This is a genomic window from Pseudomonas sp. ACM7, assembly GCF_004136015.1.
Lineage (GTDB): Bacteria > Pseudomonadota > Gammaproteobacteria > Pseudomonadales > Pseudomonadaceae > Aquipseudomonas > Aquipseudomonas frigoris.
In genome coordinates this window covers 6,571,024-6,583,656 of sequence record NZ_CP024866.1, presented here as the reverse complement: position 1 = coordinate 6,583,656, position 12,633 = coordinate 6,571,024, and the positions used below count along the sequence as shown (strand labels likewise).

At 61.3% G+C, this 12,633-nt stretch carries 13 protein-coding genes; 2 read left to right on the top strand and 11 right to left on the bottom strand.

Annotated features, from left to right (window positions below; all coding sequences use genetic code 11):
• Positions 1-12: 12 nt before the first annotated feature.
• Positions 13-1,404, bottom strand: coding sequence for an aldehyde dehydrogenase family protein (locus CUN63_RS31510; protein ID WP_129445013.1), 1,392 nt, complete (start codon positions 1,402-1,404; stop codon positions 13-15).
• 100 nt (positions 1,405-1,504) lie between these two features.
• On the opposite strand from CUN63_RS31510, the gene CUN63_RS31505 reads away from it, so the two are divergent.
• The gene (locus CUN63_RS31505) at positions 1,505-2,389 is read left to right on the top strand and encodes a LysR family transcriptional regulator (protein ID WP_129445012.1); all 885 of its coding nucleotides are present in this window, start codon (positions 1,505-1,507) and stop codon (positions 2,387-2,389) included.
• A 37-nt stretch (positions 2,390-2,426) separates the two neighbouring features.
• Here CUN63_RS31505 and CUN63_RS31500 read toward each other — a convergent pair whose 3' ends face one another.
• The 4 genes from CUN63_RS31500 to CUN63_RS31485 all read right to left on the bottom strand — a co-directional run bounded on the left by CUN63_RS31500 (position 2,427) and on the right by CUN63_RS31485 (position 4,542).
• On the bottom strand, positions 2,427-2,888 hold the full coding sequence (locus CUN63_RS31500; RefSeq protein ID WP_129445011.1) for a MarR family winged helix-turn-helix transcriptional regulator: 462 nt from the start codon (positions 2,886-2,888) through the stop codon (positions 2,427-2,429).
• A 134-nt stretch (positions 2,889-3,022) separates the two neighbouring features.
• Complete coding sequence (locus CUN63_RS31495; protein ID WP_129445010.1) at positions 3,023-3,463, bottom strand: Ohr family peroxiredoxin; 441 nt, start codon at positions 3,461-3,463, stop codon at positions 3,023-3,025.
• Positions 3,464-3,572: 109 nt separating this feature from the next.
• Complete coding sequence (locus CUN63_RS31490) at positions 3,573-4,025, bottom strand: Ohr family peroxiredoxin (RefSeq protein ID WP_129445009.1); 453 nt, start codon at positions 4,023-4,025, stop codon at positions 3,573-3,575.
• A gap of 76 nt (positions 4,026-4,101) precedes the next feature.
• Positions 4,102-4,542 (bottom strand): Ohr family peroxiredoxin, encoded by a 441-nt coding sequence (locus CUN63_RS31485; protein ID WP_129445008.1) that lies wholly within the window; start codon positions 4,540-4,542, stop codon positions 4,102-4,104.
• Between the two features lie 237 nt (positions 4,543-4,779).
• On the opposite strand from CUN63_RS31485, the gene CUN63_RS31480 reads away from it, so the two are divergent.
• Positions 4,780-5,787, top strand: coding sequence for an Ldh family oxidoreductase (locus tag CUN63_RS31480; protein WP_129445199.1), 1,008 nt, complete (start codon positions 4,780-4,782; stop codon positions 5,785-5,787).
• Positions 5,788-5,928: 141 nt separating this feature from the next.
• Here the strand turns inward: CUN63_RS31480 and CUN63_RS31475 are convergent, their stop codons facing one another.
• The 6 genes from CUN63_RS31475 to CUN63_RS31450 all read right to left on the bottom strand — a co-directional run bounded on the left by CUN63_RS31475 (position 5,929) and on the right by CUN63_RS31450 (position 12,624).
• Positions 5,929-7,509 (bottom strand): aldehyde dehydrogenase (NADP(+)), encoded by a 1,581-nt coding sequence (locus tag CUN63_RS31475; RefSeq protein WP_129445007.1) that lies wholly within the window; start codon positions 7,507-7,509, stop codon positions 5,929-5,931.
• A gap of 62 nt (positions 7,510-7,571) precedes the next feature.
• Positions 7,572-8,969, bottom strand: a complete 1,398-nt coding sequence (gene abaF, locus CUN63_RS31470; protein ID WP_129445006.1) for a fosfomycin efflux MFS transporter AbaF — start codon at positions 8,967-8,969, stop codon at positions 7,572-7,574.
• 72 nt (positions 8,970-9,041) lie between these two features.
• Positions 9,042-9,959, bottom strand: a complete 918-nt coding sequence (locus tag CUN63_RS31465; protein ID WP_007903713.1) for a dihydrodipicolinate synthase family protein — start codon at positions 9,957-9,959, stop codon at positions 9,042-9,044.
• Between the two features lie 136 nt (positions 9,960-10,095).
• Positions 10,096-11,124, bottom strand: a complete 1,029-nt coding sequence (locus CUN63_RS31460) for a proline racemase family protein (RefSeq protein ID WP_129445005.1) — start codon at positions 11,122-11,124, stop codon at positions 10,096-10,098.
• A gap of 134 nt (positions 11,125-11,258) precedes the next feature.
• Positions 11,259-11,981 carry an amino acid ABC transporter ATP-binding protein gene (locus CUN63_RS31455; RefSeq protein ID WP_129445004.1) on the bottom strand — a complete coding sequence of 241 codons (723 nt, stop codon included), beginning with the start codon at positions 11,979-11,981 and terminating at the stop codon, positions 11,259-11,261.
• A complete protein-coding gene (locus CUN63_RS31450; protein WP_008157201.1) occupies positions 11,974-12,624 on the bottom strand; it encodes an amino acid ABC transporter permease in 651 nt (216 codons plus the stop codon). Before CUN63_RS31450 ends, CUN63_RS31455 begins: the two co-directional genes overlap by 8 nt.
• Positions 12,625-12,633: the final 9 nt, after the last annotated feature.

Genomic DNA, 12,633 nt, shown 5'->3' with positions numbered 1-12,633 from the left:
ATCGTTATGCAATCAGCGCCGATCCAGCCACACCGTCTGGGCATTGCAGAATTCGCGCACGCCGAAATGCGAGAGCTCACGGCCAAAACCGCTTTTCTTCACGCCGCCGAAGGTGACGCGTGGGTCGGAGGCGCAATAACCATTGATAAACACACCACCGGTTTCCAGTTCACCGGCCATCTGCTCGGCAAGCTCGACGTTGCGTGTGTAAATGGTTGCGGCTAGGCCGAACTCACTGTCATTCGCCAGTGCCAATGCATGCGCCGCATCGCGCGCCGTGATGATCGAGGCCACCGGGCCAAACAGTTCCTGTTTGAACGAGGTCATCTGATCGGTGACATCACCGAAGACCGTGGGCTCGTAAAAATTGCCGGCGCCTTCAGCCTTCTTGCCGCCCATCAGCAACGTCGCACCTTCTTCCAGTGTGTCGCGCACCTGTTGATCCAGTTCATCACGCAGATCAAAGCGAGCCATCGGCCCGATGTAGGTGTTGGCGGCCAGTGGATCACCGACAACCAGTTTTTGCGTGGCTTCGACGAACTTGCGCGTGAATTCTTCGACGATGCCTTGCTCGACGATCAAGCGTTTGGCCGCCGCGCAAACTTGCCCGGTGTTCTGGTAGCGGCCAATCACGGCAGCTTTGACCGCTTCGTCGAGGTCGGCATCGTTAAGGACGATGAACGGATCGGAGCCGCCCAGTTCCAGCACACACTTCTTCAACGCCGCACCGGCTTGAGCGCCGATGGCGATGCCGGCTCGCACGCTGCCGGTGAGGGTGACTGCCGCGATGCGTGGATCGGCGATTGCGGTGGAGACGCCATCCGGCGTGACATTGATGACCTCGAAGACACCTTCGGGGAAGTCGGCTTGCTTGAAGGCCTCCCGCAACAGATAAGCGCTGCCCATCACGTTGGGCGCATGTTTGAGCACGTAGGTGTTGCCGGCGATCAATGCTGGAACCGCGCCGCGCAGGACCTGCCAGATCGGGAAATTCCACGGCATCACCGCGAGAATCGGGCCGAGCGGGCGATATTCAATGCGCGCCTTGCCGCCTTCAACCAGCGTCGGTTCAGCGCTCAACATCGCGGGGCCGTGCTCGGCGTACCACTCGCAGAGTTGCGCACACTTTTCGATTTCGCCGCGCGCCTGAGTGATCGGCTTGCCCATTTCCAGGGTGATCATGTTCGCCATCGCGGCGGCGTTATTGCGCAAGGCCTGAGCCAGGGCGATCAACAACTGCGAGCGTTGATCAACCGGTTTGCTGCGCCAGGCGCGGAACCCGGCAGCGGCGCGGGACAGGGCATCGTCCAGTGCCGATGCGGATTCGAAAGGGTAGTGGCCGATCTGCTCGCCGTTGGCGGGGTTGATCGAAATGGCATGGGTGAGGTTGGAAACTTGAGTCATGGCACCGTCCTGCGAGGTGGGGATGCGCTCAGGTTACGGTGGCGTTTGCTTTCTGGAAACTGAATAATACTGAGCATATCGTTCACGTTTGGAGAATGACTTGGATCTGGTTCAGCTGGAAATTTTCAAAGCCGTCGCCGAGCACGGCAGCATCAGCGCGGCGGCTCAGCACATCCATCGGGTGCCTTCGAACCTGACGACGCGGATCAAGCAGCTGGAGCTGGATCTGGGCGTGGACCTGTTTATCCGCGAGAAGAGCCGCCTGCGCCTGTCGCCGGCCGGCTGGAGTTTTCTGGACTATGCCCGGCGCATTCTCGACCTGGTCCAGGAGGCTCGCGCGGCGGTGGCGGGCGAAGAACCGCAGGGATCGTTTCCCTTGGGGTCACTGGAGAGTACCGCTGCGGTGCGCATCCCTGAGTTGTTGGCCGCGTATAACCAGAAGCACGCCAAGGTCGAGTTGGACCTGTCCACCGGACCTTCGGGGACCATGATCGATGGGGTGTTGTCGGGACGATTGGCGGCAGCGTTTGTCGATGGATCGGTGCTGCACCCGGCACTGGAAGGCGTGCCGGCGTTTGAGGAGGAGATGGTAGTGATCGCACCGCTCAACCATTCCCCCATCCATCGTGCGCGGGATGTTAATGGCGAAAACATCTATGCCTTTCGCTCCAATTGTTCCTACCGCCACCACTTCGAAAGCTGGTTCGCCAAGGACGCGGCGGTGCCCGGCAAGATTTTCGAAATGGAGTCCTATCACGGCATGCTGGCGTGCGTCAGCGCCGGTGCGGGCCTGGCGCTGATGCCCCGCAGCATGCTCAACAGCATGCCCGGATGCACCACCGTGAGCGTCTGGCCGTTATCGGAATCGTTCCGCTATTTGCGCACCTGGCTGGTGTGGCGCCGGGGAACGGTGTCGCAAAGTCTGACCATGTTTGTGCGCTTGCTGGAGGAGCGCGGGGTGGTGCGGGATGAAGTGGCGCGCTAGTTCGCGCGCTTGAGAATGTCCAGATCGGTGTGCCGGCTTATTCCCCGGCTTTCGTCGACTTGATGAGATTGTTGCGCAGCTTCACGATCGCCTTCTGCATGGTCGTGAACTCGTCGAGCGTCAGGCCCGTCGCGTCTGCGAGGCCCATTTCCGGTTGGCTTTCGCGCAGCTGTCGACCGTTCTTCGTCAGGCTGATCCGCACCTGGCGCTCGTCCTCGGGATCGCGCTGCCTTTGCAAAAAGCCCATCGCTTCCAGCTTCTTCAGGATCGGGGTCAGGGTGTTCGATTCCAGAAACAGCTTCTCGCCCAGGCTGCCCACGGTCTGATTATCTTCCTCCCACAGCGCGACGATGGTGATGTATTGCGTGTAGGTCAGCCCAAGCTGCTCGAGTATCGGCTTGTAAGCCTTGCCGAAGGCCAGGTTGGTGGAATAGACCGCAAAACACAGGAATTCGGAGAGCTTCAGGTTGTCGGTGGCGGCGTTGTCGGTGGATTTCATGTGCATCCTCGTTGGCCAAAGACGGATGGCTCGCAAAAAAATGAAATATACCTCGTATGCGATTGTGTCGGAACGACTCTAACTGACGGTGGCGACCGGTTCGACGGCGAAAGTCGAACCGGTCGTACGGTGCATCATGCGGTCAGGGCGTTGATGACAACGTCGATATTGCCGCGCGTTGCCTTCGAGTACGGGCAGATTTGGTCTGCGGCGTGCGCCAGCTCCGTCGCGACGTCTTGTGCCAAGCCTGGCACGCGAAGATTCAGCCGGGCCTGGAGGAAGTAGGCCGGACCGGTCTGGCCCAGATCGACCTCAATATCAACGGCCAGATTGGGCGGCAGCGTCACCTTCATATTTTTCGCCGCCAGCTCGACGGCAGCGGTGTAGCAGGCCGACCATGCGCCGGCGAAAAACTGCTCTGCCGTTGGGTGCGGCACAATGGCTGCGAACTCGTGTGCCAGTCTAGGGTTTCCAGGCGACGAGAGCTGGATGGCGAGGCCGCAGGAAGAGTTGTCACCGTCGCTGAACGTCGTGTGGGTTTTGCCTGTGGCCAGGACTTTTTCGATCTTGTTCATGGTTGAGTCCTCAACGTTGTGTTGGGTTTGTAATACGTATGCGCTTAAAGCGTATGCGATATATGTGGCTTATCGACAATGCCGATCGATAGCAACGCCGCGCGGTGCGTCAAGCCGTGAGGACGTTCAGGGCCACGTCAATGTTACCCCGCGTCGCTTTCGAGTACGGGCAGATTTGATCGGCGGTGTGCGCCAGTGTCGTCGCGATATCGTCCGACAAGCCCGGTACGCGCAGGGTCAATCGAGCCTGAAGGAAGTAGGCCGGACCGGTCTGACCCAGATCGACTTCGATGTCGACGGACAAATCCGACGGCAACACCACGTTCATCTCACCGGCCACCAGCCCGACGGCGGCGGTGTAGCAGGCCGACCAGGCGCCGGCGAACAGTTGCTCGGCAGTCGGGTGCGGCTGGGTGGCTGCAAACACGTGGGCGGGCTTGGCGTTGCCAGGCGTCGACAGGGTGATGTCGAGGCTGCCGTCATGGCCGCGCGAGGTGTTGCCAGCGTCGCTGACGGTGGTGTGGGTTTTGCCGGTGGCCAGTACTTTTTCGATCTTGCTCATGATGATTTCCTGAGTTTCTATTGTTTTCGTATGCGCTTATATCGCATGCGACATAATTGATGGGTTAAAGCGATCTTCACGCCGTCAGGACGTTCACCGCCACGTCGATGTTGCCCAGCGTCGCTTTCGAGTACGGGCAGAGTTCGTGAGCGGCGTGCGCCAGTGCGGTTGCGACGTCGTGTGCCACGCCCGGCAAGCGGACAAAGAATCGAGCCTGAAGGAAGTAAGCCTGACCGGTCTGGCCCAGATCGACCTCGATGTCGACGGACACATCGGCCGGCAGCGCCACTTTTTTCGCCTTGGCTATCTGTTCGATGGCGGAGATGTAGCAGGCCGACCATGCACCGGCGAACAGTTGCTCGGCGGACGGGTGCGCTTGGGTGGCTGCGAACACGTGGGCCGGTTTTGCGTTACCTGGCGACGACAGCTCGATGTCGAGGTTGCCGTGGGCACGGGTCGCATCGCTGAACGTGGTGTGGGTTTTGCCGGTAAACAGTACTTTTTCGATCTTGCTCATGGAATGAATCCTCAACGTTTCAATAAGTGGTATTTGTCTGTCGTATACGTTTGTATCGTACGCGATGTAAATAATACTCGCGCAGAGCTCAATCGGTGTCAAGGGGTGGTGTGAGGTCCAGCCGACGAGCGGCCGTGTTGCCGGGATATGCCGAATTCGTCGTCGACCGGGCCTAAAGCGATCAAGCCGTGGCGTCTGGAATGGGCCAGTCTGGGCGGTCTGTCCAAGGAGTTGATGATGAAACGACTGTCCCTGGCCGAAGCTCGCGAGCTGGCCGAATCGATCTTGCTGCACAACGGTTTCAACCTTGCCCACGCTCAGGCGGTGGCCGCCACGGTGATTGCCGGCGAGCGCGATGGCTGCGCCTCCCACGGTTTGTATCGGGTATTGGGGTGCGTCAATTCGCTCCGGGCCGGCAAGGTGGTGGCCGATGCCGAGCCACGGGTGATCGACCAGGCCCCTTCGATCGTGCGGGTCGATGCGGCGGGTGGTTTCTCCCAGTTGGCGTTTCAGGCGGGTCTGCCATTGCTGGAGGAGAAAACCCAGGCAAACGGGATTGCGGCCTTGGCGATCAATCGCTGTGTGCATTTTTCCGCCCTGTGGGTCGAGATCGAGCAGCTGACCGCTGCCGGCCTGGTGGCGCTGGCGTGTAATCCCAGCCATGCCTGGGTCGCACCGGCGGGGGGCAGTCAGCCGGTGTTTGGGACTAATCCCATCGCATTCGGCTGGCCGCGTTCGGGCAAGGATCCGTTTGTGTTTGACTTCGCCACCAGTGCGATTGCCCGTGGCGAGATCGAGTTGCATCGGCGCGCCGGCAAAGCGATTCCTGAAGGTTGGGGTGTGGATGCAGACGGGCAGCCGAGTACCGATGCGAACGTGGTGCTCGATGCCGGCGCGATGCTGACGTTCGGTGGGCACAAGGGCTCGGCGCTGGCCGCCATGGTGGAGTTGATCGCCGGGCCGTTGATTGGTGACCTGACCAGTGCTGAATCGCTGGCGTACGACGCAGGCAGCAAGTCGTCGCCGTACCACGGCGAGCTGATCATCGCCCTCGATCCGCGACGCTTTCTCGGTGAGGCCACCGAGCAGCACCTGGCCCGTGCCGAAGTCATGTTCCAGAGCATACAAGGGCAGGGCGCACGCTTGCCGTCGCAACGACGTTATGAGGCGCGAGCACGCAGTTTGGTGGAGGGCGTGCAGATTCCCGAAGCCTTGTACAACGACTTGCAGGCACTGCTGGGCTGAAGAAGTGGGGGTGGCCAACCCTCCTGTGGGAGCGAGCTTGCTCGCGATAGCGGTGTAACAGTCGACATAAATGCTGAATGTTATGGCCCCATCGCGAGCAAGCTCGCTCCCACAGGATTTCGCTGCACATTTGAGTGTTTTTTAAACCGGTTCGCGATGGCTGGTACCATCGACCAGACGGGCGATGCCCAGCGGATTGGCGTTTTTCAGCGCATCGGGCAAGAGCGAATCCGGGCAGTTCTGGTAGCACACCGGACGCAGGAAACGCTCGATAGCCAGGCTGCCGACCGAGGTGCCACGGGCATCGGAGGTGGCCGGATAGGGTCCGCCATGCACCATCGCATCGCAGACTTCGACACCGGTCGGGTAGCCGTTGAACAGTACCCGACCGACTTTCTGTTCAAGCAGCGGCAGCAGTTCGCCATGGGTTTGCAGGTCACCGGCTTCGGCAATCAGGGTGGCTGTAAGTTGACCGTGCAAACTCTGCAATGCCCGTTGCAGTTCGGCCTTGTCGGCCACTTCCACCAGCACCGTGGTGGGGCCGAACACTTCCTCCTGCAGTAGCGGGTCGCCGTTGATCAGCAGGCTGACGTCGGCCTTGAACAGCTGCGGCTGGGCCTGCTTGTCCTGTTGTTCGCGGCCGGCCAGGTGGCTGATGTGCGGATGCGCCCGCAGCGCCTGCACGCCCTTGGCGTAACTGGTTAACGTGCCGGCGTTGAGCATGGTTTGCCCCGGCTGGTCGGCCATTACCGCGCTGAGCGATTCAACAAATGCGCTGAACTCGGGGGAGCGAATGCCGATCACCAATCCGGGGTTGGTGCAGAACTGGCCGCAGCCGAGCACCGCAGACGCGGCAAGTTCGCTGGCGATTTTCTCGCCCCTCAGTTGCAGGGCTTCGGGCAGTACCAGCACTGGATTGATGCTGCTCATTTCGGCGAACACCGGAATTGGCTGAGGCCGTGCGGCGGCCATGTCGCAGAGGGCGCGACCGCCCTTGAGCGAACCGGTGAAGCCGACCGCCTGGATCGCCGGATGCTTGACCAGCGCTTCGCCGACACCCGCGCCGTAGATCATGTTGAACACACCCTTGGGCATGCCGGTTTGCTCGGCGGCGCGGATGATCGCATCGGCCACGAGTTCGGCAGTCGCCATATGCCCGCTGTGAGCCTTGAACACCACCGGGCAACCGGCGGCCAGGGCAGCAGCGGTGTCGCCACCGGCGGTGGAGAACGCCAGCGGGAAGTTGCTCGCACCGAACACCGCGACCGGGCCGACGCCGATCCGGTACTGACGCAGATCGACCCGTGGCAGCGGCTGACGGTCGGGCAAGGCGCGGTCGATGCGCGCGCCATAGAAATCGCCACGGCGCAGGACCTGAGCGAACAGGCGCATCTGACCGCTGGTGCGACCGCGCTCACCCTGGATACGCCCGGTCGGCAGCGCCGTCTCGCGGGTGACCAGAGCAACGAACTCATCGTCCAGTGCATCGAGTTGTGCGGCGATGGCCTCGAGAAACTCCGCACGCCGGCTCGCCGGCAAGTTGCGGAAGGCCGGGTAGGCGGCAGCCGCGGCTTGGGCAGCGGCGTCGACTTCTTCAACGGTGGCTTGAGCGAACGCATAGGGCAACGCTTCACCGGTGCTGGCGTCATGGCTTTGCACGGTGATGTTGCCGGCGGCACTGCGCGCACCGCCGATGTAGTTGTGGCCGATGATGTGGGGCATGAAAAACTCCTGTCGAAAAGGTTGGGGCCGGGTCCTTTTGGAGCGAGCGGTGCGGGGGCGTCTCAGGCCAACGAATCACCCCGGCGTGCGCTGGCGGGTTCGGCGGTGTCCAGAGCGGCGATGCGCGCAGCGGATTCGCTATCCACCAGGTGCAGCGACTTACCCCGGGTTTCCCGGGTCAGGCCGACGGCGACGATGGAGATCAGCGCAGCGCCGACCAAGTACCAGGCGATCGGTGTCGAGCTGTGATACTTGTTGAGCAGGGTGAGGGCAATCAGCGGCGCCAACGAGCCGGCGAAGATCGGTGCCACCTGGTAGCACAGGGACAACGCGGTGTAGCGCACGTGGGTCGGGAACATTTCGGCCATCAGCGCCGAGTAGGGCGCGTAGGTCATCGACTCGATCGCCAGGCCCAGAGTAATAGCGCCGATGATCAGCCAGTTGTTGCCGGTGTCCATCATCGGGAAGCCGATGAAGCCCCAGAATGCGGTGAGGATCGCACCCGTCAGGTACACCGGTTTGCGCCCGACCAGGTCGGACAGATAACCCATCAGCGGGATCATGAAGAAGTGAAGCAGGTGCGCGCCAAACATCAGGAACAGAATCTCTGAAGTGTCCTTATGCACGACCAGTTTCAGGTAGGTAATCGAAAAGGTCACGACGGTGTAGTAAAGGATGTTCTCGGCAAACCGCGCGCCGATACCGACCAGCACTGCACGCCAGTGATGACGCAGCACTTCGACCACGCCCAGCTGTTGTTGCTTGTTTTGCGCCTGACGAGCCTGGGCTTCCTTGAAGATCGGCGCGTCATCGACGCTGGTGCGAATCCAGTAGCCGATCAGCACCACCACCGCCGAGAACCAGAACGCTACGCGCCAGCCCCACGCGAGGAACTGCTCCTCCGACAGGTTCGACGACAACAGCAGCAACGCGACGGTCGCCACCAGGTTACCGGCCGGCACACCGGCTTGCGGCCAGCTGGCCCAGAAGCCTCGGCGATTGTCCGGACAGTGTTCGGACACCAGCAGAATCGCACCGCCCCATTCACCACCGAAGGCGAAACCCTGGATCAGCCGCAGCAGCACCAGTAACACAGGCGCGGCATAGCCGATCTGGTCGAAGCCGGGCAGGCAACCCATCAGGAACGTGGTGATGCCGACCACCACCAGGCTCAGTTGCAGCAAGCGTTTGCGGCCGAACTTGTCACCGTAGTGACCGAACACCAAACCACCCAGCGGGCGGGCGAGGAAGCCGACCGCATACAGGGCGAAGGCGGCGAGGATGCCGTCGATCGGGCTGTCGGTCTGGCGAAAGAACAGCTGGCCGAAGACCAGTGCCGAGGCGGTGCCGTAGAGAAAGAATTCATACCATTCGGCGACCGTGCCGGCCATGGCGGCGGCCACGACACGCTTGAGTCCCGAAGGTGTGGTTGCGCGGGCGGTGCTGTGAGGATTGGGCATGCTGACGTTTCCTGTAGAGGCGCAAAGACAGGTAGCCGGGCCGGGTCCGCAAGGGGCCCGCCCGGCAATCACTCAGAGACCGACGTCCGGCAGTTCCGGACGATTGGCCAGGGCCTTGGCCATGATCTGCTCGACGAAAACCCGATCGGCTTCCGGCAGGGCCAGGCGTGGCGGACGGGTCAGGGCGCTGCCGCGACCGGCGATGGCTTCGCACAGCTTGATGCACTGCACCAGGTCGGCACGGGCGTCGAGGTGCAGGATCGGCATCAGCCATTCGTAGATCGGCATGGCTTCGGCGAAGCGACCGGCCTTGGCCAGGCGGAAGATGGTTTCACCTTCTTTCGGGAACACGTTGGACATGCCCGAGACCCAGCCTTCGGCCCCCACCGCGATGCTTTCCAGCACCACGTCATCAAGGCCGGCGAACAGCACAAAACGATCGCCCACTTCATTGCGCACGTCGATGAAGCGACGGGTGTCGCCGGAGGAATCCTTGAAGCACACCACGTTGTCGCAGTCGGCCAGGGAAATCAGGATGTCCGGGGTGACGTCGTTTTTGTAGATCGGCGGGTTGTTGTAAACCATCAGCGGTACGTCGGCATTCTTCGCCACGTAGCGGTAGTGCTCGGCGGTCTCGAACGGCTTGGAGCCGTAGACCAGCGCCGGCATCAGCATGACCCCGTCAACACCAACCCGGCGCACGGCATTGGCGACCTTGGCCGCTTGCACGCTGGTGAATTCGGCCACACCGCAGATCACCGGCACCCGACCGCGGGAAGCGTCGACCGCGACTTCAGTCACGGCGATTTTTTCTTCGGCGGTCAGCGAGGTGTTTTCCCCCACCGAACCGCACACAACCAGGCCCGATACGCCGTCACGGATCACGTTGGAAATCACCTGGTGGGTTTTTTCCAGGTTGATGGAGAAGTCGTCGTTGAATTGAGTGGTCACCGCGGGGAAGACGCCACTCCAGTTAATGCGCTTGCTCATTGTTGCCTCCGGTTCATTTATTGTATTTCGTATACGATATTGCATGTGAAAAGACTCGGCCAGTGCTTTTTTCAGTTACGAGGGGTTTTTGCTAGCCGTTGGTCAGAGATTTGGGTGAGGGTTTGTAAGGCTGTGCTCAGGCCCCAGGCCAAGTGTCAGAGAGTCGATAGCCTTGTGGCCACGGATCACTCGGATCGAGCAGCAATTGATGAGTGCCGGTAATCCAGGCCCGGCCGGAAATGCACGGGTAAATTGCTGGGCGTCCAGCCACTTCCGTCAACGAATCGATGCGGCAGTGGAACTCGGAACCGATGATCGAACGGCCGATAAAACGCTCGCCGACCTGCATCAAGCCCTTGGCCTGCAGCACCGCCATGCGCGCCGAGCACCCAGTGCCGGTCGGTGAACGGTCGATCTTGCCGGGTTGAATCACCACCGCATTGGCGCCGGTAGCGATGCCATTTTCAACGACGATGGGCGCAGCGATCTGGCAGAAGGAAATGTGCGACCACTCGGGGTTCAGCGGATGGACAAAGCCCAGTTGTTCATTCGCCGCACGGGTGATTTTCAGCCCGACCTCGACCAGTTCGGCCGCCTCATCAGGACGAATGGAAAAGCCCAGGCTCTTGGCATCGGCGATCACAAAACTGTCGCCGCCGTACGCGGTGTCGACCTGCAACGAGCCGAGGCCTTCGACTTCGATCCAGGCGTCGAGGCGGTCAGCGAAGGAGGGCACGTTCTTGATTTCCACCCGTTCGACCTTGCCGTCACGGCAGTCGGCCACCGCTTCGATCAGCCCGCCTGGGGCTTCGAGCACTAGCCGGGTTTGCGGTTCGGTCATCGGCAGGATGCCGCTGTCGAGCAACACGGTGGCCACGCACAGCGAGTTGGAACCGGACATCGGCGGGGTGTCGGCCGGTTCCATGATGATCCAGGCCATCTGCGCCCGAGGATCCTTGGCCGGCACCAGCAGGTTGACGTGACGGAACACGCCGCCGCGCGGTTCGTTTAGGACGAAGTTGCGCAGGGTCTGGTCCTTGGCAATCCAGCGCGACTGTTCCCATACCGTAGCCCCGGGCGGTGGTGCTACGCCGCCGACGATCACGTCGCCGACTTCGCCTTCGGCGTGGCAGCTGACTACATGGATGACTTTCGATGAGCGCATGGTTTGCTCCTTGTTTTGTCTGTTAGTGCCTCATCGCGAGCAAGCTCGCTCCCACATTGATCAGTGCTGGCCATCGATTTTGTGTACACCACCAAACCCTGTGGGAGCGAGCTTGCTCGCGATGGGGCCATTAGTTATTTCACTGATTTCAGAAACGCCGCAGTTTCCGCATGCACCGGATTACCAATCACCTGATCCGGAGAACCAATCTCATGCACCAGCCCATTGCGAAAAAACGCCACACGATCAGACACATCCCGGGCGAAGCGGATTTCATGAGTCACCAGGACCATGGTCATGCCGTCTTCGGCAAGCATGCGCATGGTGTCCAGCACCTCGCCCACCAGCTGCGGATCGAGGGCCGAGGTGGCTTCGTCGAACAGCATGTAGTCCGGCGACATGGCCAGGGCGCGGGCGATCGCCATGCGCTGCTGCTGGCCGCCGGAGAGCTTGCCGGGAAAGGCCTTGAGCTTGTCGCCCAGACCGACATGGGTCAGTTGTTTAACCGCGAGTTCCTCGGCTTCAGCCTTGCTCTTGCCCAGCACTTTGCGCGGCGCCAGCATCACGTTTTCCAGCACGGTCAGGTGCGGGAACGCATTCCATTGCTGGAAGACGATGCCGATCTTCTGCCGCAGACGGTTGAGGTCGGTGGCGCTGTGATGGACCTCGACACCGTCGACGCGGATGTTGCCTTTCTGGATCGGCTCCAGGCCGTTGATGCACATCAGCAGGGTCGATTTGCCCGAGCCGGAGCCGCCGATGATCGACACCACCTCGCCCTTGTTCACCGTCAGGTTCACGCCCTTGACCACTTCGAGGTCGCCGAAGGATTTGTGTACGTTGTCGATCTCAATCATTTTCTTGCCACCTTCTTTCCAGACGAGCGCCCAGGCGAGCGACCACCAGGCTCATGACGTAGTAGATGAGGCCCGCGATGCACAGCACCAGCAGCGGCTCCTGAATGCGGGTCACGATGGTTTGCGAGGCGCGCAGCAGTTCGACGATGCCGATCCACATCACCAGCGCGGTGTCTTTCATCACACTGAGGACCAGGTTCAGCCAGCCGGGAAAGGCTACCCGCGTGGCCATCGGCAGGACGATCCAGCGTAGGTCCTGCAGGAAACTCAGGCCCAGTGAACGACTGGCACGGCGCACGGTGAACGGCACCGAAAGCACGCCGCTGCGCACGATTTCGGTGAAGTACGCGGCGGCGTAGACCCCGAGCACAATGCAACCAACGCTGAAGGCGCTGATGTTCAAGCCGACGATGCTTTTCAGCGAGTTGAACAACACAAACTGGATCAGCAACGGCACGCTGCGAAACACGTCCAGCACCCAGGCCAGTGGCAGGCTGGCGCGCGGCAACAGCGCCCGCAGCAAACCGAACAGCAGCCCGGCGAAGGAGCCGAGGATGATCGACCAAAACGTGAGTTTCAGAGTGACCCAGGCGCCATCAAGCAAGAACAACAGGTCATTCCAGGAAAAACTGGTGGTCAACATGGTCACCTC

What these genes read in the sequence shown, in the direction of transcription:
- CUN63_RS31510 (WP_129445013.1), bottom strand. Translation starts at nt 1,404, where the DNA reads ATGACTCAAGTTTCCAACCTCACCCATGCCATTTCGATCAACCCCGCC.
- CUN63_RS31500 (WP_129445011.1), bottom strand. Translation starts at nt 2,888, where the DNA reads ATGAAATCCACCGACAACGCCGCCACCGACAACCTGAAGCTCTCCGAA.
- CUN63_RS31495 (WP_129445010.1), bottom strand. Translation starts at nt 3,463, where the DNA reads ATGAACAAGATCGAAAAAGTCCTGGCCACAGGCAAAACCCACACGACG.
- CUN63_RS31490 (WP_129445009.1), bottom strand. Translation starts at nt 4,025, where the DNA reads ATGAGCAAGATCGAAAAAGTACTGGCCACCGGCAAAACCCACACCACC.
- CUN63_RS31485 (WP_129445008.1), bottom strand. Translation starts at nt 4,542, where the DNA reads ATGAGCAAGATCGAAAAAGTACTGTTTACCGGCAAAACCCACACCACG.
- CUN63_RS31480 (WP_129445199.1), top strand. Translation starts at nt 4,780, where the DNA reads ATGAAACGACTGTCCCTGGCCGAAGCTCGCGAGCTGGCCGAATCGATC.
- CUN63_RS31475 (WP_129445007.1), bottom strand. Translation starts at nt 7,509, where the DNA reads ATGCCCCACATCATCGGCCACAACTACATCGGCGGTGCGCGCAGTGCC.
- abaF (WP_129445006.1), bottom strand. Translation starts at nt 8,969, where the DNA reads ATGCCCAATCCTCACAGCACCGCCCGCGCAACCACACCTTCGGGACTC.
- CUN63_RS31465 (WP_007903713.1), bottom strand. Translation starts at nt 9,959, where the DNA reads ATGAGCAAGCGCATTAACTGGAGTGGCGTCTTCCCCGCGGTGACCACT.
- CUN63_RS31460 (WP_129445005.1), bottom strand. Translation starts at nt 11,124, where the DNA reads ATGCGCTCATCGAAAGTCATCCATGTAGTCAGCTGCCACGCCGAAGGC.
- CUN63_RS31455 (WP_129445004.1), bottom strand. Translation starts at nt 11,981, where the DNA reads ATGATTGAGATCGACAACGTACACAAATCCTTCGGCGACCTCGAAGTG.
- CUN63_RS31450 (WP_008157201.1), bottom strand. Translation starts at nt 12,624, where the DNA reads ATGTTGACCACCAGTTTTTCCTGGAATGACCTGTTGTTCTTGCTTGAT.